This is a genomic window from Bradyrhizobium amphicarpaeae (genome assembly GCF_002266435.3).
Taxonomy (GTDB): Bacteria; Pseudomonadota; Alphaproteobacteria; order Rhizobiales; family Xanthobacteraceae; genus Bradyrhizobium; species Bradyrhizobium amphicarpaeae.
Map to the genome: position 1 here is coordinate 3351135 of NZ_CP029426.2, position 23004 is coordinate 3374138.

30 protein-coding genes are annotated in these 23004 nt (G+C 64.9%); 15 read left to right on the top strand and 15 right to left on the bottom strand.

Annotated features, from left to right (window positions below; all coding sequences use genetic code 11):
* Nucleotides 1-20 precede the first annotated feature (20 nt).
* Nucleotides 21-452 carry a DUF1810 domain-containing protein gene (locus tag CIT40_RS15425; protein ID WP_094896809.1) on the bottom strand — a complete coding sequence of 144 codons (432 nt, stop codon included), beginning with the start codon at nt 450-452 and terminating at the stop codon, nt 21-23.
* Nucleotides 453-652: 200 nt separating this feature from the next.
* Here CIT40_RS15425 and CIT40_RS15430 point away from each other — a divergent pair, with 200 nt between their 5' ends.
* The 3 genes from CIT40_RS15430 to CIT40_RS15440 all read left to right on the top strand — a co-directional run bounded on the left by CIT40_RS15430 (nt 653) and on the right by CIT40_RS15440 (nt 3235).
* Nucleotides 653-1603 (top strand): DUF2778 domain-containing protein, encoded by a 951-nt coding sequence (locus CIT40_RS15430; RefSeq protein ID WP_094896810.1) that lies wholly within the window; start codon nt 653-655, stop codon nt 1601-1603.
* Nucleotides 1604-1670: 67 nt separating this feature from the next.
* Nucleotides 1671-1928: a hypothetical protein gene (locus CIT40_RS15435; protein ID WP_018322933.1), complete on the top strand. Its 258-nt coding sequence runs from the start codon at nt 1671-1673 to the stop codon at nt 1926-1928.
* A gap of 215 nt (nt 1929-2143) precedes the next feature.
* Complete coding sequence (locus tag CIT40_RS15440) at nt 2144-3235, top strand: TRAP transporter substrate-binding protein (RefSeq protein WP_094896811.1); 1092 nt, start codon at nt 2144-2146, stop codon at nt 3233-3235.
* 147 nt (nt 3236-3382) lie between these two features.
* On the opposite strand, the gene CIT40_RS15445 is transcribed toward CIT40_RS15440, so the two are convergent.
* The 6 genes from CIT40_RS15445 to CIT40_RS15470 all read right to left on the bottom strand — a co-directional run bounded on the left by CIT40_RS15445 (nt 3383) and on the right by CIT40_RS15470 (nt 8590).
* Nucleotides 3383-4165 carry an ABC transporter ATP-binding protein gene (locus CIT40_RS15445; protein WP_094896812.1) on the bottom strand — a complete coding sequence of 261 codons (783 nt, stop codon included), beginning with the start codon at nt 4163-4165 and terminating at the stop codon, nt 3383-3385.
* Nucleotides 4153-5208: a dihydrodipicolinate synthase family protein gene (locus tag CIT40_RS15450; protein WP_094896813.1), complete on the bottom strand. Its 1056-nt coding sequence runs from the start codon at nt 5206-5208 to the stop codon at nt 4153-4155. Before CIT40_RS15450 ends, CIT40_RS15445 begins: the two co-directional genes overlap by 13 nt.
* 6 nt (nt 5209-5214) lie before the next feature.
* Nucleotides 5215-6036, bottom strand: a complete 822-nt coding sequence (locus tag CIT40_RS15455; RefSeq protein WP_094896814.1) for a GNAT family N-acetyltransferase — start codon at nt 6034-6036, stop codon at nt 5215-5217.
* Nucleotides 6023-7060, bottom strand: coding sequence for an NAD-dependent epimerase/dehydratase family protein (locus CIT40_RS15460; protein ID WP_094896815.1), 1038 nt, complete (start codon nt 7058-7060; stop codon nt 6023-6025). The genes CIT40_RS15455 and CIT40_RS15460 overlap by 14 nt, the downstream gene beginning before the upstream one ends.
* Nucleotides 7061-7073: 13 nt before the next feature.
* Entirely contained in the window at nt 7074-7844 is a 771-nt protein-coding gene (locus CIT40_RS15465; RefSeq protein WP_094896816.1) for an ABC transporter permease, read from the bottom strand.
* Nucleotides 7845-7927: 83 nt separating this feature from the next.
* Nucleotides 7928-8590: a TetR/AcrR family transcriptional regulator gene (locus CIT40_RS15470; RefSeq protein WP_094896817.1), complete on the bottom strand. Its 663-nt coding sequence runs from the start codon at nt 8588-8590 to the stop codon at nt 7928-7930.
* A gap of 100 nt (nt 8591-8690) precedes the next feature.
* Between CIT40_RS15470 and CIT40_RS15475 the strand changes: the two genes are divergently transcribed.
* The 5 genes from CIT40_RS15475 (at nt 8691) to CIT40_RS15495 (ending at nt 12129) form a co-directional block, all read left to right on the top strand.
* Nucleotides 8691-9695: an ABC transporter substrate-binding protein gene (locus CIT40_RS15475; RefSeq protein ID WP_094896818.1), complete on the top strand. Its 1005-nt coding sequence runs from the start codon at nt 8691-8693 to the stop codon at nt 9693-9695.
* Nucleotides 9696-9965: 270 nt separating this feature from the next.
* Nucleotides 9966-10664 carry a septum site-determining protein MinC gene (gene minC / locus CIT40_RS15480; RefSeq protein ID WP_094896819.1) on the top strand — a complete coding sequence of 233 codons (699 nt, stop codon included), beginning with the start codon at nt 9966-9968 and terminating at the stop codon, nt 10662-10664.
* A 19-nt stretch (nt 10665-10683) separates the two neighbouring features.
* A complete protein-coding gene (minD, locus tag CIT40_RS15485) occupies nt 10684-11499 on the top strand; it encodes a septum site-determining protein MinD (RefSeq protein WP_094896820.1) in 816 nt (271 codons plus the stop codon).
* Complete coding sequence (gene minE / locus CIT40_RS15490) at nt 11496-11777, top strand: cell division topological specificity factor MinE (RefSeq protein ID WP_028136732.1); 282 nt, start codon at nt 11496-11498, stop codon at nt 11775-11777. Before minD ends, minE begins: the two co-directional genes overlap by 4 nt.
* A 166-nt stretch (nt 11778-11943) precedes the next feature.
* Entirely contained in the window at nt 11944-12129 is a 186-nt protein-coding gene (locus CIT40_RS15495) for a hypothetical protein (protein ID WP_094896821.1), read from the top strand.
* A gap of 18 nt (nt 12130-12147) precedes the next feature.
* Here the strand turns inward: CIT40_RS15495 and CIT40_RS15500 are convergent, their stop codons facing one another.
* Both CIT40_RS15500 and CIT40_RS15505 read right to left on the bottom strand, forming a co-directional pair.
* Entirely contained in the window at nt 12148-12399 is a 252-nt protein-coding gene (locus tag CIT40_RS15500; protein WP_094897063.1) for a hypothetical protein, read from the bottom strand.
* Nucleotides 12400-12507: 108 nt separating this feature from the next.
* The gene (locus CIT40_RS15505) at nt 12508-12897 is read right to left on the bottom strand and encodes a hypothetical protein (RefSeq protein WP_094896822.1); all 390 of its coding nucleotides are present in this window, start codon (nt 12895-12897) and stop codon (nt 12508-12510) included.
* A gap of 131 nt (nt 12898-13028) precedes the next feature.
* Between CIT40_RS15505 and CIT40_RS15510 the strand changes: the two genes are divergently transcribed.
* A complete protein-coding gene (locus CIT40_RS15510; RefSeq protein ID WP_094896823.1) occupies nt 13029-13814 on the top strand; it encodes an SDR family NAD(P)-dependent oxidoreductase in 786 nt (261 codons plus the stop codon).
* On the opposite strand, the gene CIT40_RS15515 is transcribed toward CIT40_RS15510, so the two are convergent.
* Nucleotides 13815-14045 (bottom strand): DUF6894 family protein, encoded by a 231-nt coding sequence (locus CIT40_RS15515; RefSeq protein ID WP_094896824.1) that lies wholly within the window; start codon nt 14043-14045, stop codon nt 13815-13817. It lies immediately after the preceding gene.
* A 378-nt stretch (nt 14046-14423) separates the two neighbouring features.
* The gene (locus CIT40_RS15520) at nt 14424-15440 is read right to left on the bottom strand and encodes a hypothetical protein (RefSeq protein ID WP_094896825.1); all 1017 of its coding nucleotides are present in this window, start codon (nt 15438-15440) and stop codon (nt 14424-14426) included.
* A gap of 370 nt (nt 15441-15810) precedes the next feature.
* On the opposite strand from CIT40_RS15520, the gene CIT40_RS15525 reads away from it, so the two are divergent.
* A complete protein-coding gene (locus CIT40_RS15525; protein WP_167443349.1) occupies nt 15811-16407 on the top strand; it encodes a L,D-transpeptidase in 597 nt (198 codons plus the stop codon).
* Between the two features lie 39 nt (nt 16408-16446).
* Here CIT40_RS15525 and CIT40_RS15530 read toward each other — a convergent pair whose 3' ends face one another.
* Both CIT40_RS15530 and CIT40_RS15535 read right to left on the bottom strand, forming a co-directional pair.
* Complete coding sequence (locus CIT40_RS15530) at nt 16447-16881, bottom strand: COG4315 family predicted lipoprotein (protein WP_094897065.1); 435 nt, start codon at nt 16879-16881, stop codon at nt 16447-16449.
* Nucleotides 16882-17002: 121 nt separating this feature from the next.
* Complete coding sequence (locus tag CIT40_RS15535) at nt 17003-17467, bottom strand: MarR family winged helix-turn-helix transcriptional regulator (protein ID WP_094897068.1); 465 nt, start codon at nt 17465-17467, stop codon at nt 17003-17005.
* Between the two features lie 101 nt (nt 17468-17568).
* Here CIT40_RS15535 and CIT40_RS15540 point away from each other — a divergent pair, with 101 nt between their 5' ends.
* From CIT40_RS15540 to CIT40_RS15560, 5 genes are all read left to right on the top strand, one after another.
* Complete coding sequence (locus tag CIT40_RS15540) at nt 17569-19491, top strand: FAD-binding monooxygenase (protein ID WP_094896827.1); 1923 nt, start codon at nt 17569-17571, stop codon at nt 19489-19491.
* A gap of 155 nt (nt 19492-19646) precedes the next feature.
* Nucleotides 19647-20639, top strand: coding sequence for an SH3 domain-containing protein (locus CIT40_RS15545; RefSeq protein ID WP_094896828.1), 993 nt, complete (start codon nt 19647-19649; stop codon nt 20637-20639).
* A 171-nt stretch (nt 20640-20810) separates the two neighbouring features.
* Nucleotides 20811-21089 carry a hypothetical protein gene (locus CIT40_RS15550; protein WP_094896829.1) on the top strand — a complete coding sequence of 93 codons (279 nt, stop codon included), beginning with the start codon at nt 20811-20813 and terminating at the stop codon, nt 21087-21089.
* A gap of 137 nt (nt 21090-21226) precedes the next feature.
* Nucleotides 21227-21433 (top strand): hypothetical protein, encoded by a 207-nt coding sequence (locus CIT40_RS15555; protein ID WP_162307510.1) that lies wholly within the window; start codon nt 21227-21229, stop codon nt 21431-21433.
* Nucleotides 21434-21504: 71 nt separating this feature from the next.
* On the top strand, nt 21505-21822 hold the full coding sequence (locus CIT40_RS15560) for a hypothetical protein (protein ID WP_094896830.1): 318 nt from the start codon (nt 21505-21507) through the stop codon (nt 21820-21822).
* A gap of 22 nt (nt 21823-21844) precedes the next feature.
* On the opposite strand, the gene CIT40_RS15565 is transcribed toward CIT40_RS15560, so the two are convergent.
* Both CIT40_RS15565 and CIT40_RS15570 read right to left on the bottom strand, forming a co-directional pair.
* Entirely contained in the window at nt 21845-22189 is a 345-nt protein-coding gene (locus tag CIT40_RS15565; RefSeq protein WP_094896831.1) for a DMT family transporter, read from the bottom strand.
* Between the two features lie 129 nt (nt 22190-22318).
* Nucleotides 22319-22984, bottom strand: coding sequence for an O-methyltransferase (locus tag CIT40_RS15570; protein ID WP_094896832.1), 666 nt, complete (start codon nt 22982-22984; stop codon nt 22319-22321).
* Between the last annotated feature and the right edge of the window lie 20 nt (nt 22985-23004).

Consider the following 23004-nt stretch of genomic DNA (forward strand, 5'->3'; position numbering starts at 1 on the left):
TTCTGCGGGTGCGGCCCGGCCTAACGACCAAGGGTAGCAAGAATCTCCAGCGTTGCGGCGTCGCGCTCGCCTGCGAAATAACGGGCGAGCGCCTCGCCGAACACGGGCTGATCGGACACCGCGCCGAACAGCGTCATCGACGAACGGAATTTGGCGTCATCCGGCGCCCCGAGGATCGCGTTGATGCTCCGGCCCTGAACCGCAAGCACGAGCCCGGTGCATTCGATCAGGCGCGCCCCGAGCACGGAATGGGCGAGATAGGCCTTCGCCTCCGCGCGGGAGCCGATGGCGTAGCGCTGCGACATGGCGCTGGAGCCAAGTCCGGCGACCTGCGGAAAGACAAACCACATCCAGTGGGTCTGCTTCCGGCCCCGGGCCAGCTCCCGCTGAACGTTGCGGTAGACCGGATCCTGGGCCTGGACAAAGCGCTCGAGATCGAAAAGATCGGTCATTAGATACCTCAAGATGCCTTGCCGCACCCTTGTCGGCCGCGATTATGCCTAACTTTTGGCTCCCAATGTGGTAGCTGGTATAGAGTCGCCGGGTGGGGGTTGGGCCCCCCGGGGGTCGTTTTGGGGATCTGATGGTTTCCGACCGCGCAAGCGCCGAGAGGCTTTTGTCGCGCCGCCGTATTGGGCGAGCGGAGACGATATTGCTGTCTTTGGCTGCCGTCGCACTGGCACTGGGGGCTGCTGCCTGGGTTGCTGATTTCGGCGATACGACCGCACTCGTCAACGCTACGCTGCCGCCGGCCAATAGCCCGTCTTTCGAGGACCGTTTTGCGTCGGCTTCCGGCAATCCGCCGGCCCGCGAGCTCGGCCTGCGGACGATGGAGCGTTCCGCCCTGAGCGCGGTCCAGCTCAAGCTGCGCGACGCCAAGGCGATGCTCGCCCAGAAGCTCCAGGGCGACGATTGGCGCTCGACCTTGACCGATGACGACCGGCACGTGGTTGACGAGACGCGGCCCTCGCAGCGCGCCGACGCTATCCCGATGCCGCGCTCGCGACCGGCCCAGGCGGACTTGTCCGCCCAGATCGCCTCCAGCCAGGCCTATGCCGACACCAACCCCAGGGTCGACAACCGCAACTTCTTCGAAAAATTCACCGACAAGATCAGGCTCGCGTCGCTGACGCCCGGCGACGGCCTGTTCGGCAAGGCGCCGGATCTGGCCGCGCTCGGCTACGATTCGCGAACAGCGGTCTACGACATCAAGGCCAAGGCGCTCTACCTGCCGAGCGGCGTCGCGCTGGAAGCCCATTCCGGCATGGGCGCGCTGATGGACGACCCCGACCATGTCGATCAGCGCATGGTCGGTGCGACTCCGCCCGCGATCTACGACCTGAAGCCGCGCGAAAGGCTGTTTCACGGTGTCCGCGCTTTGCGCCTGACGCCGACCGAGGGCACCAGCGCACTTGGGCGCGTCGGCCTTCTCACTCACAACTACATGCTGGGCCCGCGCGGCGATTCCAACGGCTGCGTCTCGATCAAGGACTATGATCGTTTTCTCAAGGCCTGGGACAATGGCGAATTCAACCGCCTTGTCGTGGTGCCGAGCCTGAACGGATCTGCGACGGCCTCGCAGCGCGCCAGCACCGACTCCTGACATTCGCCTGCTTGCTGTGGGGCTGCCGTTTCCCCTTCGTTAAGCCGTCATCGTCCAGAAGCAGCCCATGAGTGATCCATCAAGTTCCGAGACCCCGCTGCGGACGACGTTCAAGATCAAGCTGAACGGTGACACGTTGGCGATCGCGACCGTCGGTCAGGCCTATCAATTCCTCACCAACTTCAAGTCGGTCGAATGGATGGAATTCCGCTCCCTGCACGAGGACGCCGTCGAAGCCCTGGAAGGCGCAGCCGGTAACGCGATGCTGGCGGTGCAGGCAACCAACGCCGTGCGCGCGCTGTTCGTCAGCGCCAAGCTGCTCTGAGGCTGTTCTGCCCACGGTCTCGTAGCCCGGGTGGAGCGCAGCGTAATCCGGGACGGTGCCGTTGACGCGCAATTCCTGGATTGCGCTGCGCTCCATCCAGGCTACAGGCCGTTCTGTCGCATCTTGAACTCTGCCTTGGGAACGGGCAAACGGTCCGCGACGATCGTCGCCACAACAATATGTTTTGAAATTTAGTTCAGGGGAGAGACCTCATCATGAAACGCCGTACATTCCTCAAGGGCGGTGCCGTCGCCGGAGCGACGACGCTGGTTGCTGCACCTGCGATCGCGCAGAGCGCGCCCGAGATCAAATGGCGCCTGACCTCGAGCTTCCCGAAGTCGCTCGACACCATCTACGGCACGGCGCAGACCTTCGCGAAATATGTCGCCGAGGCCACCGACAACAAATTCCAGATCCAGACTTTTGGCGCCGGCGAGATCGTTCCGGGCTTGCAGGCGCTCGACGCCGTCAGCACCGGCTCGGTGGAGATGGCGCAGACCCCGCTCTATTTCTACATCGGCAAGGAGCCGGCGCTGGCCTACGCCACCGGCGCGCCGTTCGGCATGAACCATCGCCATCAGGAATCTTGGTGGCACTTCGGCGGCGGTGCCGATCTCACCAACGAGGCGCTCAAGCCGTTCAAGGCGCACGCGATCCTCTGCGGCAATTCCGGCACCCAGATGGGCGGCTGGTTCCGCAAGGAGATCAAGACCGTCGACGACCTCAAGGGCCTCAAATTCCGCATCGCCGGCATGGGCGGCCACGTGTTGGCGCGGCTCGGCGTCGTGCCGCAGCAGATCGCGGGCGGCGACATCTATCCGGCGCTGGAAAAGGGCACGATCGACGCGGTCGAGTTCGTCGGCCCCTATGACGACGAGAAGCTCGGCTTCCAGAAGGTCGCCAAGTACTATTACTTCCCCGGCTGGTGGGAAGGCGGCGCGATGCTGCACATGATCGTCAACGACGAGAAATGGGCTTCGCTCCCCAAGCAGTACCAGGCGATCGTCAACCAGGCCGGCGCGGCAGCCGGCGCCTGGATGCTGGAGAAATACGACAGCGTGAATCCGGCGGCGCTGAAGCGGCTGATCGCCAATGGCGCGGAGCTGAAGGCGTTTCCGCAGCCGGTGCTGGAGGCCTGCTACAACGCGACCCAGGACCATCTGAATGAACTCGCCGCCAAGAGCGACCTGTTCAAGCGGACCAAGGAAAGCCACGACGCGTATATGAAGGAGCTGCTGTTCTACACGCAGATCGCGGAGAATTTTTACGACAACTATCTGCTCAGCAAGATGCGCAACAAGAGCTGACGGCGAGAGGGCGCGGCTCTGCGATTGCGCCGCGCTCTTGTAGGGTGGGCAAAGGCGCATTTGCGCCGTGCCCACCACTACTTGCTTGACTCGTCATGGTGGGCACGCTGCGCTTTTCCCACCCTACGAGATCTATCGTGTGTTGAATTACGCCGTCCCCAACCCCAGCTTCGCATAAATCCGCCGCGCGTACGCACCGAACGCATCGGTCGTCTTGAGCGGAAGGTCGCGCGGGAAGGGCAGGTCGATCGGGAAATAGTCGGCCATCTTCGCAGGTCCCGCCGTCAGCACCGCGCAGTGCGACGACAGGAACACCGCTTCCTGAATCGAGTGCGTGACGAAGATGATGGTCTTGCCGCTCTCGCGCCAGATCCGCAGCATCTCCAGGTTCATCTGCTCGCGCGTCAGCGCATCCAGTGCGCCGAACGGCTCGTCCATCAGGATCAGCTTTGGATCGTGGATGAACGCGCGCGCGATGGCGGTGCGCTGCTGCATGCCGCCTGACAGCTGCTGCGGATATTTCTGCTCGAAGCCTGAGAGGCCGACGAGGTTGAGCAGGTCGCGCGCCCGCTCGCGCGCCGCCTTCATCGGCAGGCCGACGATTTCGGCCGGCAGCAGCACGTTGTCCAGGATCGTCCGCCATTTCAGAAGCAGCGCTTGCTGAAACACCATGCCGATGTCACGGCTCGGATCGAACGGGCTGTCGGCATTGCCGATCTTCACGCTGCCGCCGTCGGCGCCGTGCAGACCGGCCAGGATCTTCATCACGGTCGTCTTGCCGCAGCCGGACGGGCCGACCAGCGAGACCAGCTCGCCTTCCTGTACGTCCATGGTGACGTCGGAGACGGCCAGAAATTCGGCGCCGCCGCTGCGATAGACCTTGCGGACGCCTCGGAGGCGGATGAAGGGTTCTGAGCTCATGCCAGCCATTTACTCAAATGGGCGGCAACGAAGGCGTCATCGCTGAGGTCGGCGTGCTCGCGGCAGACGCGGTCGATCTCGTCCTTCTGGCCGGGGCTGAGGCCCTCGTTCGGATCGAGGCACCACAGGCCTTTCATCAGGCCCTGGCGCCGCAAAACCTCGTGGCAGCCGGCGATGCAGCCGTGGAAATCATTGGCGACGTCGAAGAAGGCGCTGTTGCAGTCGGTAACGCGGGCGTCGAGCGCGAGCAGGTCGGCCGGCACGCTGTCCTTGTGCCGCGCCGCCTTGCAGCGCTCGAACTGCTTGATCGCGCTCGCCGTCCACACCGACCAATGGCCGAGCAGTCCGCCTTTAAAGTAGGTGCGCGTGGTGACGCCGTTGTCGCGGAGGTCGAACGGCAACATCAGGTCAAGCAGGATGTGGTCGTCGTTTCCGGTGTAGAGCGCGACACGGTCGAGCGCGCCCGCGGCCGCAACGCCGCGCAGGACGTCGAGGGTGCGATAGCGGTTGAACGGCGCGATCTTGATCGCAATGACATTGTCGATCGAGGCGAAGCGCTGCCAGAACCGGGCGGAGAGGATGACGCCGCCGACGGCCGGCTGAAGATAGAAGCCGACCAGCGGGATCTCGGCTGCAACAGCCGTACAATGGGTGATGATCTCGTCCTCGGAGGCGCTCTTCATCGCGGCAAGACTGAGCAGGCCGGCATGATAGCCGATGTCGCGCGCGGTGCGGGCCTCGGCAACGGCTTGCGTGGTCGGGCCGGCGAGGCCTGCGACCATCGCCAGCGGACGCTTGGTCCAGTTGGCCGCAGTCTCGGCGGCAAGCTCGAGCACGGGGCGATAGAGCCCGACCTCGCGGATGGCGAACTGCGTGGTGTGGACACCGACCGCAAGACCGCCGGAGCCTGCGTCGATGTAGTAGCGCGTCAGCGCGCGCTGATGCGTCTTGTCGAGCTGGCGCTCGGCGGTGAGCGCGAGAGGATGCGCCGGCATCACGGTGCCCTCGGCGATCAGCTTGCGGATGTCGGCGTTGATCTGGCTGTGGTGCATGATGTCCTATCCGAATTCCGGGCCGGCGACGGCGAATGGCATGTCTTCACCGGCAGTGGTGGCGGGGCCGAACCGCATGCGCTGGAACGGCCGTTCGATGGTCCAGCCGGATGCTGTCAAGCCTTCCAGGAACGCGGCTTGCGAGGCGACGGCGTCGAGCAGCAGCGGACCGGTCTCGGAGCGCGCGATCGCGTCGATCAGGGTCAGCGCTGCCGCGGCATCGTCGGCCAACAACGGGCCGACCTGGCGGGCGGTGCGGCCGTCGCGCACCAGCGCGATGGCGCCGTTCGCGCCGACGATGCGGGAGCCGGAACGCCGTGCAAAGGCTTCGAACAGCGCGGTCCGGTCGAAACCGGTGGCTCGCAGGTCCCGCGCACGCAGCGCTTCGATTGTCGCGGACGACGATGGCGGCGTTTCGGCCCGCGCAGGCTTCGCCAGCTTGAGGCGGCGCAATTGCAGCGTCGGCGTGAACCCCAATGGTCCGTAGACGGCGGCGCCGTCGGGCGTGGCGTCGAGCCAGCTGGTCAGGCCGTTCCGACGCGCCGTCTCCAGGCAGGCATCGACGAGGTGGGTAGCAAACCCACGGCGGCGATGTGTGCCTGAGACCAGCACCATGCTGATCCAGGCGTTGTTGCCGGAATAGGGCAGCACGGCGGCCGTGGCGACCAGCCGCATGCCGTCGCGAATGCCGAACACGATTCCGTCGCGCAGGAAGATGCGCCAGTCCTCCTCTGTCTGGTTCCAGTGCGCTTCCGTCGACAACGCCAGCCCCGCGATCGCGTCGTCAAGGCCGAGCTGGACGATGTGCGGGGCGTCAGTAACGGCCATCGCGGACCTCGTATTTGGTGGGCTTGCCGAGGCTCGGCATGGCGCGCGAGACCCAATCGGCGGTCCAGGCGATCAGCTGCTCGGTGTCCACGACCGGCCGGCCGAACAGGTCCACGGCCTTCGAGGTGTCGGTCAGCCAGGCTGTCGGCTGCTCCTCGCCGACAAGCACCGGCGCGCGACCGAACCTTGCGCCGAATTTTGCCGCGAGATCGCGCACCGCCAAAATCTCGTGGCCGCTGACATTGATCGGCGAGGTCGGCGCGGTACAATGGGCGAGGCAGCGCAGCGCCTGCGCCGACGCGTCGCCCTGCCAGATGAAGTTGACGTGCCCCAGGCTGACGTCGATCGGTGTGCCCGTCAGCACTTTCGTCGCGATGTCGTGCAGCACGCCATAGCGCATGTCGATCGCGTAGTTGAGGCGGAACAGCCGACCGGGCGTCGAAAACTTGCGCGAGAAATACTCGAACATCCGCTCGCGGCCGACGCAGGACTGGGCGTATTCGCCGGGCGGGTTCGGTGCCATCTCCTCGGTCGAGCCTTTGCTCTCGACAGGCACGAAAGGGTAGATGCAGCCGGTCGAGAACGCCACGATGCGCGAGGACGGAAAGGCCTGCGCCACCAGCGCCGGCACATGCGCGTTCATCGCCCAGGTCAGCGACAGATCGCCCTCGGCGCCGAACTTGCGGCCGGCCATGAAGACGATGTTGGGCGCTTTCGGCAGCGACTGGATCGCCTTTTCATCCATCAGATCGCAATTGATGGTTTCGACGCCGCGCGCGTGCAGCCATTCCTTCACGCCGGCCTCGCTGAAACGAGCGACGCCGATGACGCGACGGCCCGGCGCGGCGGCCTTGGCGAGCCCGGCCAGCGTCGGGCCCATCTTGCCGCCGACGCCGAGGATCATGATGTCGCCCTCGACCTCGGTGAGGTCGTCGATCAGCGCTTGCGTCGGCCGGCACAGGAGATCGTCGAGCGCCGCGATATCGGGAATGGTCTTCGGCAGGGTCTCGCGGGTGAGCAGCATGGTCGGTCCTTCGTCAGTTTTGTCTGGCATCGCCGACCACGAACATGCGTTCGAGGACGAGGACCAGGCCGTAGAGAGCGACGCCGAGCAGGGTCAGCAGCACGACGGCCATCACCATCGCAGGCGTGTCGAGCGACGACTGCACCTGGATCATGAGGTAGCCGAGCCCGCGCTCGGAGGCGATGAACTCGCCGACGATGGCACCGGCGACCGCGAGGATGGCGCCGACTTTCATGCCGGAGAACACGTAAGGCAGCGATCCCGGCAGCTGGATCTTGCGGAACAACGTCCAGCGCGAGCCGCGCAGCGATTTGACGAGGTCGAGCAGCTCAGGCTCGACCTCGCGCAGGCCGCGCGCGGTGGTGAGCAGGATCGGAAAGAAACAGATGCTGAAGGCGATCAGGATGTTCGGGATGATGCCGTAGGAGAACCAGACGATGAAGAGCGGCCCGAGGGCGACCTTCGGGATCATGTTCAGCGTCACGAACAGCGGCAGCAGCACCAGGCTGAGTAGCGGCGCCCAGCTGAAGATCACGGCGAGCGCGACACCGACCAAGGCGCCGAGCGCGAAGCCGCCAAGGATCTCGACCGCCGTCACCAGCGTGTTGGCGCCCCAGGCGTAGTTCGCGGTTCCCAGTGTCTGGATCGTCGCGAGCGGGGAGGGCAGAATGAATTTCGGCACGTGGAAGGCATCGACCGCGACCTGCCAGAGCACGAGCACGGCGAGGTGCACGATCAGGATGATCGCAAAACTGCGCGAGGCGCGTGCGCTGTCTCCGGCCACCGGTTGCTCCCTGTTGGCGCGGCCGCGATGCCGCAAATCTTCAGCCTAAGCAACCGCAAGCCTAGCCGCCTTTCGGGAAAGTTTCAACCAGTTGGTTGATTAGGCCGCAGCGACTGCAGTACGAGGTCGGCGACATGGCGGCGGCGGGCGCGCCGTGCGGTGCGGCTCGACAGGTCCTTGCCGAAGATCGCCGACAGCGTCGGCGTATTGGAGAAGAAGAAATAGCTGAGGCCCGCGATGGAGATATAGAGCTGGACCGGATCGATGCCCTTGCGGAACACGCCCGCGCGCACCCCCTCGTTGAGAATGTGGGAGACGCTCTTCACCAGCGGGGAGTGCATCGCTTCCAGCCGCGTCGAGCCGCGGACGTGGCGGGCGCCGCCGCGGTTCTCGTCGTTCAAAAGCACGATGAAATCGGGGTTGGCGGCCAGATGGTCGAACGAAGCCTCGATCAGCTTGCGGATCGCCTTCTCCGGCGGCAGGCCCTCGAGATTGAGCTTGCGCTCCTGCTCGCGGATGTCCTCGTAGACCCATTCGAGCACGGCGAGGTAGAGCGCGTCCTTGTCGCCAAAATAATGATAGACCAGCTGCTTGTTGACGCCCGCCCGCTCGGCGATTTCGTCGACGCGGGCGCCGGCGAAGCCGTGCCGGGCAAATTCAAGGCGCGCCGCGGTCAGCAGCTTGTTGCGGGTGGCGACGGGATCGCGGCGCTGCGGCACGGTGTCGCCAGATCGTTTTGCGGGCATTTCCAACCAAACAGTTGACAAGTGGAAGGCGGGCTTGTTGCATTGGTATCCTCACACGGGGAGAGCGACAAGCCGGGTCGCTGGCATGAGGAGAGATGCGATGAAGCGTTTGCAGGCGGCTGTTGTGGCCCTGATGCTCGGTTTGCCGGCGGTGCCGGCGAGCGCGGGCGAGGCGGTGAATCTGATCCTGAACTGGACGCCGACGGCCGATCACTCGCCGTATTATTATGCCAAGGCGCAAGGCTGGTACGAGAAGGCCGGCATCGACGTTACGATCGAGACCGGCAAGGGCTCGGGCGTCTCCGCCGCCAAAGTCGGCTCCGGAGGCTCGCCGTTCGGCGTTGCCGATCTCGCCACCATGCTGGTGGCCAAGAGCAAGGGCGCCGACACCGTCGCGGTGATGAGCGTCTATGCCAACACCGGGCAGACCTTCTACTGGCTGAAGAGCTACGGCGTGACCGGCGTGAAGGATTTTGCCGGCCACAAGATCGGCAACCCGCCCGGGGACGCCTCGCGCGTGATGTGGCCGGCCTTCGCCAAGGCCGCCGGCATCGCGCCCGATTCCGTCGGCTTCGTGAACGTCGGACCGACCGCGAAGATCGCCGCGCTGAAGAGCCACACCGTCGACATCATCAGCGACTTCTACAACGAGCACGATCTCAAGGTGATCGAGTTCGGGCAGGACCTCGGCTACGTCAACTGGAAGGACATCGGGCTCAATCTGTACGGCAATTCGCTGATCGTCAACGGGGCGTACCTGCAGAAGCACCCGAAGGTCGTCGAGGACTTCGTCCGTGTCACGCAGAAGGCCTTCGCCGCCTGCGTTGCCGACGTCGCGCCGTGCCTGAAGGCGCTGCTCGACCAGGTCTCCGGTCTCGACCAGGCGAACCAGGAGCGCCAGTGGGAGCGCATCAAGTTCCTGATGACGGACGAGTTCACGACTACCAAGGGTCTTGGGTGGATCGACGGCGAGCGGATGAAGAAGGACTACGAGCTGGTCCAGACCTATCTCGGAATGGAGAAGCCGTTCGACGTGACGACGGCGTTCACGACCAAGATGCTGGATCCCGCCATCAAGATGGATGCCAGCAAGGTGAAGAAGTAGGGGGTGGCGGCGCGCTCCTCTCGTGCCCCGGACGCAGCGCAGCGTCCCTTGACGGTGCGCTGCAGAGCCGGGGCCCATTGTGCCGAGAGCATGATCCGGGCGGCCTGGGTCCCGGCTCTGCGCAGCAGCGTTGCACGCTGCAGCGCGTCCGGGACACGAGAGCGGTGTCAACCGGCCCATTCCCACGTAACCCCACGGAGAAATTAACCGGCCGTTAACCATATCCGCCGCATCGTTAACCATTCAATAACAGGGAACGAGTCGGCCGCTATGGAGGCTGCAGTCAAACCTCAACGCCAAATGGTGCGCCTGCGCGGGCGCTCCTATGTGGCCTTCGTGTTTACGCCGACGGTTCCGGTGCAGGATTGGCTGCACGAGATCGACGCCACCATCGCGCGCTCGCCGGGCTTCTTTGCCGGCCGGCCCGTGGTGATCGACCTGTCCTCGGTCGATCTCAGCCAGTCCGGCATCGGCCATCTGCTCACCAGCCTGCAGGACCGCAACATCCGCGTGCTCGGCATCGAGGGCGTGGAGGAGGCGAAGCTGACGGCGATGATGCCGCCGCTGCTGTCGGGCGGGCGCAGCTGCGTGGTCGAGCCGAGTGCGCCGAAGAAGGCCGAGACGAAGGCCGAGGCCAAGCCGACCTCGCTCTTGCTCGAAAACCCGGTGCGCTCGGGCCAGACCGTGATCTTCCCGGAAGGCGACATCACCATCCTCGGCTCGGTCGGGTCCGGCGCGGAAGTCGTCGCCGGCGGTTCGATTCACGTCTATGGCGCGCTGCGCGGCCGCGCCATGGCGGGCGTGAACGGTCACACCAGCGCGCGCATCTATTGCCAGAAGATCGAGGCCGAACTGCTTGCGATCGATGGGTTTTATCAGACCGCCGACGATATCGATGCCGCCTTGCGCGGCAAGCCGGCCCAGGCCTTCCTGCAAGGCAACACCATGCGAATTACCGCGCTGAACTGACCAGAAGGAGATTTTAGAAATGGCCAAGGTACTGGTCGTGACATCAGGCAAGGGCGGCGTCGGCAAGACCACGACGACCGCCGCCCTGGGAGCGGCGCTGGCGCAACGCGGCGACAAGGTCGTCGTCGTCGATTTCGACGTCGGCCTGCGCAACCTCGACCTCGTGATGGGTGCCGAGCGCCGCGTCGTGTTCGACCTCATCAACGTAGTGCAGGGCGTTGCGAAACTCCCGCAGGCGCTGATCAAGGACAAGCGGCTGGAGAACCTCTGGCTGCTGCCGGCTTCGCAGACCCGTGACAAGGACGCGCTGACGGAAGAGGGCGTCGGCAAGGTCATCGACGAGCTGCGCGCCCGCTTCGACTGGGTGATCTGCGACAGCCCGGCCGGCATCGAACGCGGCGCCTCCATGGCGATGCGCTTCGCCGACGAGGCCGTGATCGTGACCAACCCGGAAGTCTCCTCGGTGCGCGATTCCGACCGCATCATCGGCATGCTCGATTCCAAGACCGTGCGGGCCGAGAAGGGCGAGCGCGTCGAGAAGCACATTCTCATCACGCGCTACGATCCCTCTCGCGCCGCGCGCGGCGAGATGCTGACCATCGAGGACATCCTCGAGATCCTCGCCACACCCTTGCTCGGCATCATTCCCGAAAGCCAGGACGTGCTGCGCGCCTCCAATGTCGGCACGCCGGTCACGCTGTCGAACGCGGATGGCGCCCCGGCGCGGGCCTATATCGACGCGGCGCGCCGGCTCTGCGGCGAGACCGTCGCCATGCAGGTGCCGACCGAGCGCAAGGGATTCATGGATCGTCTGCTGCGACGGAGGGCTGCATGAGCATGGGTTTGCTTCGGCTTCTCCGCGGCAACAAGGCCTCTGCACCCGTCGCTCGCGAGCGGCTGCAGATCCTGCTTGCCCATGAACGCGGAATGCGTGGCCAGCCCGATCTGCTCGGTGTGCTGCGTGAGGAAATTCTCGCCGTCGTGTCCAAGCACGTCACGCTGGACCCGACCAAGGTCATCGTCCGGCTCGAGCGCGGCGACGAGGTGTCGACCCTGGAGGTCGATATCGAGGTGCCCAACGATTTCGAGCGCAAGAAAGCGGCGGTCGCGTAGGGAACGCGGCCGGCGAATCCCAATTTTGGGGTGGGTGAGAAGGCGGTCCGCTGGGCATAGCGGGCCGCCTTTGTTTTGGGGCTTCGGAACGCGGGCCTGCCCTCAATCGTTGTGAACAACCGCGGGAGCGAAGCGGCCTGCGGTCTGGTCAGACGGGAGAGCGCCCATGATGTCCGAGGTCCAGGTCCACACCGTCGCGCGGCAGATGCTCGAGCAGCACGGGTTTGCTGCGATCGCGAAGGCCGCCGAGCAGGCCCAGGCTTGCGAAGGCCGCGGCGAGGCCGATGACGCCAGGGAGTGGCGTCACATCGCCGATGCCATGAAAATTATCCGCGGGCCGCACCAGAGCTGATTGCCAGGCTGGAACGCTTCAGCGCTCCTCGCGATCCGATCCCCGTGACGAGGATCGATGCTGCGTCTGCGGCTGGTCGCGCTCGCCGGCTTCCTTGCAAGGGAGCGGTTCCCACGATCCGTCCGGCGCCTGCTGATAGGCGCTGCACGAGGACGACGAGGTCGATTTGTCCTCGCCCTTTTGGGCGTCGGAATTCTTTGCCTGTGCCGGGGTGGCCAGCGCTGCGCTCACCGCGAGCACGCCGGCGACAATGAGATGCGTCATCCGCATGGGCTTCTCCTGTGCGAAACGAGCCTGCATGCTGGCGAGGAATGTGACGATTATTGGCCGAAACGCGGGTTCCGTCGGGGTGTGCTTAACGCCGCGACGGCGCCCTTGCTAGCCGCCCTTGGCGCGGATCAGGCCGGCGAGGTTGGTTTTCTGGGCCTCGCACCAATTGGGCATGCCGAGGCGACGCTGGTTGAGATCGGTCGCCTGGGTCGCCACCGCGACCTCGGCCATCAAATCGTCGTCCTGCTTCTCGCCCATCTTGCCGCCGGTGTGCATCCAGGCAATCGCCTTGCGCACCTTCTCCGTCGTGCCCTCGGGCAGCTTCATCTGTTCCGCCTTCTGCACGAGATCCTGGTAGACGACATCCGTGCCCGGACATTCGACCTTGGCGGCGAAGGCCTGCAGGACCAGGGTCACATAGGTCGAACGTGGATGGTCCTCGGCCTGGGCCGGAGCGGCGATCAGCAACAGGCCAGCCATCAGGAAACCGTAGCGCATCCCAGGTATCTCCTCCGCTTTTTTTAAGAGGCTAGCGTCCGGCCGGCTGCTCCGCAATGGTGCCGGGGCGAATTTGTCGCTCCACGCTGCAATGCGCTATCGTGGCCCGCATCCCGGCCTCGGAGAGCGATATGAGCCTGTTCAGCACGCCGTTCGATCCCACCCGCGACACGGCGCTCGTCACCGGCGCGGGCAACGGCATCGGCCGCGCCATCGCGCAGGCCCTGGTCGGCGAGGGCGTCCGGACCGTATTCGCCGACATCAGCGCGGAACGGGTGAGCGCCGCGATCAGTGCGAGCAAGAATCCTGAGCTGGCGGTGCCCTGGATCGGCGATCTCGCCGAGCCCGATGCGTGCGACGCACTGCTTGCCGCGGCGGACGCCGCGCTGGGCGGGATCACGCATTTCGTCCACAGCGCCTCGCCGCCGCGGCGGGAGGCCGATCACGCGCTCGCAGTCGATCGCAAAACCTGGCAGCAGATGCATGCCGTTAATCTCGATGCCGGCTTTCATCTGGCGCGCGAACTCGCAAAGCGGCTGATCGCGGCGAAGCGGCCGGGCTCGTTCCTGTTTCTCACCTCGCTGCATGCCGGCACGCCGCGCAACCTCCCGCATTATTCGACGGCAAAGGCGGGGATGGCGATGCTGGTGAAGGAGCTGGCGAAGTCGTTTGGCCGCTACGACATCCGCGTCAATGCGCTGGTGCCCGGCGCGATCGCAGCCGGCGGGTTCGTCGCGGATCCCGCGCTAGCGCGGCACATTCCGCTCGGGCGCCTCGGCGAGGCCAATGACCTTGCGCCGATGGCGCTCACCGTCTTGTCGAAGAAGCTCTCCGGCTACGTCACCGGCGCGGCCTTCGTCGTTGACGGCGGTTTGTCGCTGACGAACTGGTTCGAGCCGCCGCTGCTGGAAGAGTAGTCAGCGTTGCCAGGCCGGCACGGGATCCAGCGGCGTGCGATAAAGCTCGTTGTCGTCGCGATCGGTGACGCGAACCGCGCAACCCCTCTGCTGCAGCTCCGGTTTCACCTGCGACAGCTCGGTGGCGAGCTGATCGGCCCGATCGGAGGCAACCTCGATGTCTTCGAGGATGATTCCGCCCTGGTTCCTGAACTCTCCACCAACCACGAGATCGAAAGAGTAGTACGGCATCCGAGTTCCCCGGTGTGACGAGATGAGCTTCGGTGGAAGTCTCAACACATGACGGATGGTACTACTGAGTCGATATCTATCGGATGAACGGACCGCGCAATCTCTGTGCTTATGGCGCAGAAATGATGTGCAGCATGTGAACGGGGTAACATTTTATTAAACATGTCGACGCGATCATGAGGCATGGAATTGCAGCAGAACCGGGCTCCGGGAACCGGCAGCTGCAAGAGAAGGCCGCCGGCATAGATCCCGACGGCCTTTTCTCTTGAGCGAGGAAAATCGCCTTCCGTAATTTCCCGGACTCAACGCATCACATCGACCAGGACAGCCTATGCGACGTTGTCGCAGCGCGCCGTGCTGTTGTGCGTGGTCTCAGTCTTAGCGCAACGGCATCGGCGGACGCACGATTGGCCCGTCGTCATCGGCGACGGCTTGGGTCGTGGTGACAGGTGCGACCGGCGGCGGGACCGCGGCAGCTTGCGACGGCGGTGGCGCGAGCGGCGCGGGCGAATAGGCCGGCACGTAGGTGTGCGACACGACCGGTTTCGGTTTGCGAACCGGCGGTGGTGACGGAGCCCGCGGAGGGAGCGCAGCGGTGCGCGCGCGCGGATCGACCGGCTTGACCTCAGCTGTTGGCTTCGGCGCGGGCGGTTTTGCCATCTCGCGCGCCATCTGCTCCTGTCCGGCCTTCAACCCGGCGATCTCAGCTTTGAGCGCTTCGATCTGCTGCGCCATCGCGGCGAGATCGTGCGTCATCGCTTGCACCGACTGCGCTGCATCGGGCTGCGTCGCTGCAGGCGCAACTGCGGCGACCTGGACTGCGGGCGGCGTCGCAGATTGATCGGCCGTTTGATCGGTTGCAGCCTGCTCCGTGGGCGGTGCGGCCTGCGCGGTAGCGACCGGCGCGGTCTGCGATGTCAACGGCAGCAGCGACGCCAAGGCCGGTGTCCATTCGGCGAGCATCTGCTTGGCGGCGTCGCCATGTTGCGCCCAGACGATCGTTGCGGCCGCACTGCCGCCCGCAAAAAGAAACGTGACGAAAGCGCCGCGCAGCCACTTGCCGGCGGCGGATCGCTTCCGCGGACCGGCACCATCGCTCGCGGCGACGCGGACGGCGGTGTCGACAGAGGGCGGGGGGGCCGCCTGCAACTCCGAGATAGGACTGAACCTGGGCTCCAGAGAGATTTTGCGCTCGAACGAGGCTTTCGGCTCCGGCACGAATTTCGGCTCCGGACGGGTCGCGATGTCAGGTGCCAGCGCGGGCGCAACGCTGACGGGACGCGAAGCCAGCACGATGGCGGGCGAAATCTGAATCGCGTCGTGCGGATCGTTGTCCTTGACCGTGTCCTTCACGATCTCATCGACGATTTGCTTGGGGTTCAGCGTCGCGAGCATCGCAGCTCCTCTGAAGCCCGGTGCTTAAAATCCGGGCGTTTGAAATACTGGTCGTCCGCATTGGCGCGAGCCGATTGATTGATGTGAGCCCATCCCGATCGGACGAGCCTCGCTCGATGACGCACGAGTCCAGCCGGGTTTGACCAAAGCAAGGCGAGGGGATGGAGATGATGCGACGCTCTTCCGCCGTTTGTGGTGATGGAACTCACCTTGTCGAACACGCGCAAGTGTTCCGCAGGGCCTTGTTTTCAGCACGATTTTGGCGGCATCTGGAAACGCTGGGGGCGCTGCTATCCGCTATCGGGGGCCGGCGGTGCCAAGATTTCTGATCGCTCTACTCGCTGTTGCCTTGCTGCCGCTGGGCGGCTGCATGCAGACCACACTCTCGCCGTCGACCGACGCGAGCATGACGCCGCGCGACCGGCAGTTGCTCTCGCATGCGCCTTACGCGCAAGCGAACGTGCCCGAGCAATTTCTCCGTCACGTCGTCGACTACCAGCGCAAGGAGCAGCCGGGCGCCATCCTGGTCGATACCGACGCGCGCTATCTCTATTACGTGCTGCCCGAGGGCAAGGCGATCCGCTACGGGGTTGCGGTCGGCGAGGAAGCCATGGCGTTCTCCGGCGTCGCGCGGGTCGGCCGTCTGGCGGAATGGCCGGACTGGGTTCCGACGGCAGATATCCAGGCGCGGCTCGGACCATATCCGGCACGCGTTCCCGGCGGTCCCGCCAATCCCTTGGGCGCGCGTGGCATCTATCTTTATTCCGGTAACAAGGACACGCTCTACCGCATCCACGGAACCAACCAGCCGGAATATATCGGGCAGGCGATCTCGTCCGGCTGCATCCGGATGCGCAACGAGGACGTGATCGATCTCTACGACCGGGTGAAGCTCAATTCGACGGTCGTGGTGCTGCCGCCGGGACAGAGCGCGCAGGCCGAGGCGGGCGGAAGCTGGCGCGGGTGAGGAAGGCTCCGGCGCGCCCTGGTGCGGTCTGATGTCGCTCTATTCCTCAGGCCGGGCAATGCGCCATTGCAACGTGGTTGCGGTGCCGTTGGCTTCACCTGGCGTCTTGTCGGCGGGGGAGGTGTAGAGCGGGCGATAGCGGTACGCCCACATCTTGCTGCCGTCGTTGCGGCTGATCACGGTGAAGTCGCCGACCGCCTTGGCGTCGGCCGTTGCTGGCAGAGGCACCCAGCTCTCGGTACATTTGCCGTTGCAGTTCGACGTCTTTCCAGTGGTGTCGCGCTCGTAATAATAGAGCGTCATGCCCTTGAGATCGACGAGCTTGGGACCCTGCTTGGTGATGATCACCTTCGCCGGCGCGATCGCCGCCTCGGGCTTGGGCGCAGGCGCGGCTTCGCCGCCGCCATGGCCGTTTGCGAGCGCAAAGCCAGTCGAGAGCGCGATGGCCGCTGCCGCAATGACGAACCTGAACATCTTGATCTCCCGAACCGGCAAAGTTAATTGCGCGTTAAGCGCAGAATGTTGCCGAGCGTAGCAGCTGAAGGTTAGTTCCGGGTTTCGTAAGCCTGCGACAATTACGTACAGGAATACCCGATCATGCCTGCACGTCGCGCAGTGGCGCGCGGCTCAGATCGTTGCCCGCGGCAATCGCCTTGCGCAGCAGCCGCATCAATTCCTCGCCTTCTTTCGTGCTGAGGCCGCGCAGCAGGATGCGCTGGGCCGATTCCACGGCCGGCGTGATCTTGCGCAGCGTGCGCCGGCCCTCGTCGGTGATCTCGAGCTCGCGGGCGCGGCGATCGCGGCTAGAGGCGCGGCGCTCGGCCAGGCCCTTCTGCACGAGGCGATCGATCACGCCGGTGATGGTAGTTCGGTCATAGGCGATCAAGCCTGCGAGCGTCACCTGGTCGAGCCCCGGATTGGCCTTGATGGTCGCGAGCGCGGCGTATTGCACCGGCGTGAGGTCGAAGCCGGCATCCGCGACCTCGGCCAGGAACACGGCAACGGCGATCTGTTGGAACCGGCGCGCCAGATGCCCGGGCATGTCGTTGTTGTCTTTCACCGAATTCTCCTTCGGAGCCGGGAAGTGCGACGTCGTTGACAAGTATACTGATAGTCAGCATACTGAGCAATATCAAAACAGAGAGTTGACGGGAGCGGCGCATGCAATTCCATCTGAATGGATTTCAGCCGGGCGACCCTGAGATCGCCGACCCCGCCGAGCGCGTTCACGCCCCGGGCGCGGCGGGCGCCGTGCCTGACGAGGTCGATGTCCTCATCGTCGGCTGTGGCCCTGCGGGCCTCACGCTCGCCGCCCAACTCGCGCAATTCCCCGATATCAAGATCTGCATCGTCGAGCAGAAGCCGGATCGCCTGCTGGTCGGGCAGGCCGACGGCATCGCCTGCCGCACCGTGGAAATGTTTCACGCCTACGGCTTCAGCGAGCGCGTGCTGAAGGAGGCCTATTGGGTCAACGAGACGACGTTCTGGAAGCCGGACGAGCGGCAGCCCGAGACCATCGTCCGCAGCGGAAGGGTGCAGGACGTCGAGGACGGGCTGTCCGAATTCCCGCATGTCATCCTCAACCAGGCGCGCATCCATGACGGCTTTCTCGACGTGATGCGGAAATCGCCGGCCAAGCTCGAACCTCATTACAGCCGCCGGCTGGTCGACCTTCAGGTCGATCCGGCCGCGGGGCCCGACGATCACGCCGTGACCGTGCGCCTGGAGCGCCTCGACGCTGCGAACGAAGGGAAGGTCGAAACGATCAAGGCGCGCTATGTCGTCGGCTGCGACGGTGCGCGCAGCATGGTGCGCAAGTCGATCGGGCGGGAGCTGCACGGCGATTCCGCCAACCACGCCTGGGGCGTGATGGACGTGCTGGCGGTGACCGATTTTCCGGACATCCGCTTCAAGTCCCTGATCCAGTCGGCGAGGGACGGCAGCCTGCTGATCATTCCGCGTGAGGGCGGCTACATGGTCCGCATCTATGTCGAACTCGCCAAGCTCGAGGTCGGCGAGCGCGTCGCCAACCGCAACATCACCTCCGACGATGTGATTGCGAAAGCCCAGCGCATCCTGAAGCCGCATACGCTGGAGGTGAAGGAGATCGCCTGGTGGTCGGTCTATGAGATCGGCCAGCGTCTCACTGACAAGTTCGACGACGTGCCGGAGGCCGAGATCGCATCGCGCCTGCCACGTATCTTCATCGCCGGCGATGCCTGCCATACCCACAGCCCCAAGGCCGGGCAGGGCATGAACGTCTCGATGCAGGACGCATTCAATCTGGGCTGGAAACTTGCCGCCGTCCTGCGAAAGCGGTGCGCCCCACACCTGCTGCATTCCTATTCGGCGGAGCGCCAGGCGGTTGCGAAAGAGCTGATCGATTTCGATCGCGAGTGGGCGGGGATTTTGGCGTCGTCAGCAAAAGCGGGCGGCGCCGACGCAGCCAGGACGCAGGACTATTTCGTCAGGCACGGCCGCTACACCGCGGGCACGGCGACGCATTACATGCCATCGATTCTCACCGGTGCAGCCTCGCATCAGCATCTCGCGCATGGCTTCGTTATCGGCAAACGCTTCCACTCCGCACCGGTGATCCGGCTGGCGGATGCCAAGCCGATTCATCTCGGCCACGCCGCGCAGGCTGATGGCCGCTTCCGGATCTATGCGTTTTCGCCTGCGGAAGATCCTGCGGCCGCAGGCTCCGCCATTCGCGCGCTGTGCACCTTCCTCACCGAAGCAAGGGAGTCTCCGGTGAGACGATACACCCGCGTCGGCGCCGACATCGACAGCGTGATCGATTTGCGGGCGGTCTTCCAGCAAAATCATCGCGAGCTCGCCGTCGCGGCGATGCCGTCGCTGCTGCTCCCGCGCAAGGGGCGCTATGGCTTGCGCGACTACGAAAAGATGTTCTGTCCTGACCTCAAGAGCGGTCAGGACATTTTCACGATGCGCGGCATCGATCGGAAAGCCGGCTGCGTGGTCGTGGTGCGGCCGGACCAGTATGTCGCGAACGTGCTGCCACTTTCCGACTTTGCCGGGCTTGCATCGTACTTCGACGCGTTCATGTTGCAGGTCAACTGACGGTCCTTCAGCGCGCCATACGCGGTGCGCCGATGAACGGCGGATGAATATCGAACCGCCCACGTGCGTACATCTCGATCTTTCGATAGACGGCGCGCCGTACTGGGAACGCCTGTTGTGCTGGCGCGTTCCGCCTCTCAAAGGAGGACTGCGCCATGAAGTTCAGAACCGCTTTAGTTGCAGCATTGTTGCTGGTCCCGACGGCCGCGCTGGCCGCTCCGGGCATCGTCACCGTCTCGACAGGCCTGCGCGCCGGGCCGGGGCCGGGTTTTCCGCTCGTCGACCGGGTCCCCGAGGGCGCCCGCGTCAACATCCATGGCTGCCTGCGCGGCAATGCCTGGTGCGACGTCAGCTTTTCCGACGATCGCGGCTGGGTGTCGTCGCAATATCTCGAATATCTCTATCGCAATCAGTACGTCTATTTGCCGGACTATGTCGATGAGATCGACGTTCCCGTCGCTCCCTTCGTGCTGACGTCGTACTGGTCGAACTATTATGAAGGGCGTCCCTTCTATCGCCGCCACGCTTACTGGAATAACTACTGGACCTCGCACGAGCGCGTTGCGACGCGGATGACGCTTGATCCGCGTGCGGCTCGCATCGGCCGGGCGGCGACGGGCGATGCCGCAATCGCATTGGGGCGCGACGGCGTGCACGGCAAGGGTACCGCCGCGACTTCAAGGCGTGACGCCGCGACCACACAGCGCGACGCGGCGATCGCAAGGCGCGACGCTGCGATCGCGAAGCGCGACGCTGCTGTTACGCCCGACCGGACCCGCGCTGGACGAAGCGAGCGTATCGCGCATGAGCGGACCAACGTACAGACCCGCAATCCGCGCGATGCACAGGCGCGCATGATGCACGAGCGAGCGGCGACCCGCGCTCCGGTGCGTGCGCAGCCGATGGCCCGCGCGCATGAAGCGCCCCGCGTATCGGCCGCGCCTCCAGCCCGTCCGGCGATGCCGCATGTCGCCCAGCCGAACGTGAGCCATGGTTCGCCGATGAATGCCCGTGCGCAGATGCCGGCGCCGCGCGCCGCCGCGCCTGCAATGCCGCACGGCGGCGGGGGTGGTGCCCCGCATATCAATGCGGCCCCGCGTGGCGCCGCTCCGGCGGGCGGCCCCGGTGGCGGACATCAGCGGCACTAGCATTGCAAAGCACCGCAAAGCAAAGCCCGGCCCCGGTGCCGGGCTTTTTCTTCGCCGTGCCCAGGCTTTTACAATTTAAGATAGTTGTTCGTGAGCAGATTTCGTCGATCGTAACATGTCTACCCAAAGCTGTAAGTATCCACTCGGGGCAGCGGGGCACGGGAGGATGACATGAAACAGAGCCAGGCGGAGACGCGCCGTCAAAATGTCGCGAAGCGTTCCATGACGAAGGAGGCCAGGCAGCTGAGCGGCCTGATTGCGGGGCTGCGCGAATCCCTCGAAAGGATCCACAAGGAACGGATGGGTGCCAAGCTCAGCGGCGCCGAGATGGGCATGCTCGACGAGCGCCGCAACAACCTGCTGCTCACCATCGCAGCCCTCGACGACCGCCTCTCAGCGGTGCAGGGGCTGATCGATCTCGGCCGCCCGCACGTCATCCGCGTGCACTAGGGGCTTTGGAGACGGGACCATCGGTTCCATCGACACCGATCGCCAGCGCCGATCATCGGCGCCATGCCTGCGGATGGCACCAAATTGCCACGCTCCCGGCGAATTGCCGCCAAAGCCCGCTGCCACGAGGAGGCCGGGTGCAGGGCGACGCAAGGGGATGCGAATTGGCCTACAAAATGATCGCAGAACGCGACAACGCGAAGTACAGTTTCGCCCGCGAGAGCCGGCTGCTCATCGTGGCGAAGGCGAAGGTGTGGGCGAGCGAGGGGTGGCAGGTCGTCATCACCGACCAGGACGGCAAGGCCTACGCGCCACCGGAGTTCGATCAGCTGTTGGCGGCGTGACCCAAAGGCGGGCGAGGGGACGGCATTTGACATCGCTGTTTCGACCGGGGCGCGTTCTGATCGTGCCCGTGATGATTGTTGCAGCCGCCGCCGTTCTGACGGCGACGGTTGCCACCGCGCAAAATCTCGACGCCGGCAAGCCGCCCGCAAAGCTGTTCGCTGACGGCTGCGCGACCTGCCATCGCAGCCCGCGCGGCCTTGCCAAGGGGCGCTTCAGCCTGACTCTGGCCTGGTTCCTCAAGGATCACTACGCGACCAGTTCCGACTCGGCCAAGGCACTCGCCTCTTATCTGCAGTCGGTTGACGAGCCGCCGCCGCGCGCAGCGGTCAGGCCCAAGAAACCCGCGCGATCCGCAGCGCGCCCTGCAAAGCCCGTGCAAAGCCAATAGCCGGTGTGCCGGCTCCCCGGCGTCAACGCACCGTGGTCTCCGAGAACAGGTTGATGACGACGACACCTGATACGATCAGGCCAATGCCGACGAAGGCTGCGGCGTCCAGTATCTGGCGGAACAGCACGAAGGACACGGTGGCGGTCAGGATGATGCCGACCCCACCCCAGATCGCATAGGCGATGCTCAACGGGACGACCCGGATCGCTACCGACAGTGCATAGAACGAGGCTACGTAGAGCAGGACCATCCCCAATGTCGGCCACGGACGGGTGAACTGCGCCGACTGCTGCAACAACGCCGACGCGGTGACCTCGAACACGATGGCGAGCGCGAGTGCCGCGTAGGCATTGAAAACGGGGGACATGAGTCTCTCAGCGGGTGAAAGATGCAGCGCGACAGCCACGGTCAGTCATGAACAGACTCTTCGCCGTGAGCGAATATCATTCGTAAGTGACGAAGCTGCGACACCGGCTGGAAGACGGGCCGTGCGGTTTCAACTGATCCGCACGGAGAGTTCGACGTCTTCGGCAAAGGGGGTGGACATGTAACCACTGCCGACTGCGCGCACACGCGCCAGGTAGTCCGGGCTGTCGTCGGCATTGTCGGCGACGATGATCGCGCCCGCGCCGAGATGGCCTTCGAGCAGGTCCAGGATCTCCGGATAGAGTGCCTTGGCGCCATCGAGCAGCACGAGATCGATCGTATCGGGCAGGTCGACGCTGAGGGTTTGCAGCGCGTCGCCTTCACGGATTTCGACGAGATCGATCAGGCCGCCGGCAATGAGGTTTTGCCGTGCCCGCGCCGCCTTGGACGGCTCGAACTCGCTGGTGATCAGACGGCCGCCACCATTGTCGCGCAGGCCTGCGGCAAGGTGCAGTGTCGAGATGCCGAACGATGTGCCGAACTCGACGATTTCCGTGGCCCGGGAGCTGCGGGTCAGCATGTAGAGCAACTGGCCCGTCTCGCGCGACACCGCGAGCGGTGCGTCCTTGAGGCGTCCGTAGAGGTCGCGATAGTCGGTCTTGCTGAGCATCAAGCGCGCACGATCGGCATCGGAGAAATCTGTGAAGCCTGCCAGCGTTGCGTTGTTCGCTGCGTCGGTTTCGTCGAACAAGCGCTCTAGAAACGGCGCAAGCGATGTGATGGTCGGAATGGTCATATGAGGTCTCCGGAGTGGAC

What these genes read in the sequence shown, in the direction of transcription:
- CIT40_RS15560 (WP_094896830.1), top strand. Translation starts at nt 21,505, where the DNA reads ATGATTGTTGCAGCCGCCGCCGTTCTGACGGCGACGGTTGCCACCGCG.
- CIT40_RS15475 (WP_094896818.1), top strand. Translation starts at nt 8,691, where the DNA reads ATGAAGCGTTTGCAGGCGGCTGTTGTGGCCCTGATGCTCGGTTTGCCG.
- CIT40_RS15455 (WP_094896814.1), bottom strand. Translation starts at nt 6,036, where the DNA reads ATGGCCGTTACTGACGCCCCGCACATCGTCCAGCTCGGCCTTGACGAC.
- minC (WP_094896819.1), top strand. Translation starts at nt 9,966, where the DNA reads ATGGAGGCTGCAGTCAAACCTCAACGCCAAATGGTGCGCCTGCGCGGG.
- CIT40_RS15435 (WP_018322933.1), top strand. Translation starts at nt 1,671, where the DNA reads ATGAGTGATCCATCAAGTTCCGAGACCCCGCTGCGGACGACGTTCAAG.
- CIT40_RS15565 (WP_094896831.1), bottom strand. Translation starts at nt 22,189, where the DNA reads ATGTCCCCCGTTTTCAATGCCTACGCGGCACTCGCGCTCGCCATCGTG.
- CIT40_RS15470 (WP_094896817.1), bottom strand. Translation starts at nt 8,590, where the DNA reads ATGCCCGCAAAACGATCTGGCGACACCGTGCCGCAGCGCCGCGATCCC.
- CIT40_RS15440 (WP_094896811.1), top strand. Translation starts at nt 2,144, where the DNA reads ATGAAACGCCGTACATTCCTCAAGGGCGGTGCCGTCGCCGGAGCGACG.
- CIT40_RS15530 (WP_094897065.1), bottom strand. Translation starts at nt 16,881, where the DNA reads ATGTTCAGGTTCGTCATTGCGGCAGCGGCCATCGCGCTCTCGACTGGC.
- CIT40_RS15515 (WP_094896824.1), bottom strand. Translation starts at nt 14,045, where the DNA reads ATGCCGTACTACTCTTTCGATCTCGTGGTTGGTGGAGAGTTCAGGAAC.
- CIT40_RS15520 (WP_094896825.1), bottom strand. Translation starts at nt 15,440, where the DNA reads ATGCTCGCGACGCTGAACCCCAAGCAAATCGTCGATGAGATCGTGAAG.
- CIT40_RS15500 (WP_094897063.1), bottom strand. Translation starts at nt 12,399, where the DNA reads ATGCGGATGACGCATCTCATTGTCGCCGGCGTGCTCGCGGTGAGCGCA.
- CIT40_RS15505 (WP_094896822.1), bottom strand. Translation starts at nt 12,897, where the DNA reads ATGCGCTACGGTTTCCTGATGGCTGGCCTGTTGCTGATCGCCGCTCCG.
- CIT40_RS15495 (WP_094896821.1), top strand. Translation starts at nt 11,944, where the DNA reads ATGATGTCCGAGGTCCAGGTCCACACCGTCGCGCGGCAGATGCTCGAG.
- CIT40_RS15570 (WP_094896832.1), bottom strand. Translation starts at nt 22,984, where the DNA reads ATGACCATTCCGACCATCACATCGCTTGCGCCGTTTCTAGAGCGCTTG.
- CIT40_RS15540 (WP_094896827.1), top strand. Translation starts at nt 17,569, where the DNA reads ATGCAATTCCATCTGAATGGATTTCAGCCGGGCGACCCTGAGATCGCC.
- CIT40_RS15525 (WP_167443349.1), top strand. Translation starts at nt 15,811, where the DNA reads ATGCAGACCACACTCTCGCCGTCGACCGACGCGAGCATGACGCCGCGC.
- CIT40_RS15545 (WP_094896828.1), top strand. Translation starts at nt 19,647, where the DNA reads ATGAAGTTCAGAACCGCTTTAGTTGCAGCATTGTTGCTGGTCCCGACG.
- CIT40_RS15450 (WP_094896813.1), bottom strand. Translation starts at nt 5,208, where the DNA reads ATGCACCACAGCCAGATCAACGCCGACATCCGCAAGCTGATCGCCGAG.
- CIT40_RS15425 (WP_094896809.1), bottom strand. Translation starts at nt 452, where the DNA reads ATGACCGATCTTTTCGATCTCGAGCGCTTTGTCCAGGCCCAGGATCCG.
- minD (WP_094896820.1), top strand. Translation starts at nt 10,684, where the DNA reads ATGGCCAAGGTACTGGTCGTGACATCAGGCAAGGGCGGCGTCGGCAAG.
- CIT40_RS15550 (WP_094896829.1), top strand. Translation starts at nt 20,811, where the DNA reads ATGAAACAGAGCCAGGCGGAGACGCGCCGTCAAAATGTCGCGAAGCGT.
- CIT40_RS15460 (WP_094896815.1), bottom strand. Translation starts at nt 7,060, where the DNA reads ATGCTGCTCACCCGCGAGACCCTGCCGAAGACCATTCCCGATATCGCG.
- CIT40_RS15510 (WP_094896823.1), top strand. Translation starts at nt 13,029, where the DNA reads ATGAGCCTGTTCAGCACGCCGTTCGATCCCACCCGCGACACGGCGCTC.
- CIT40_RS15445 (WP_094896812.1), bottom strand. Translation starts at nt 4,165, where the DNA reads ATGGCTGGCATGAGCTCAGAACCCTTCATCCGCCTCCGAGGCGTCCGC.
- minE (WP_028136732.1), top strand. Translation starts at nt 11,496, where the DNA reads ATGAGCATGGGTTTGCTTCGGCTTCTCCGCGGCAACAAGGCCTCTGCA.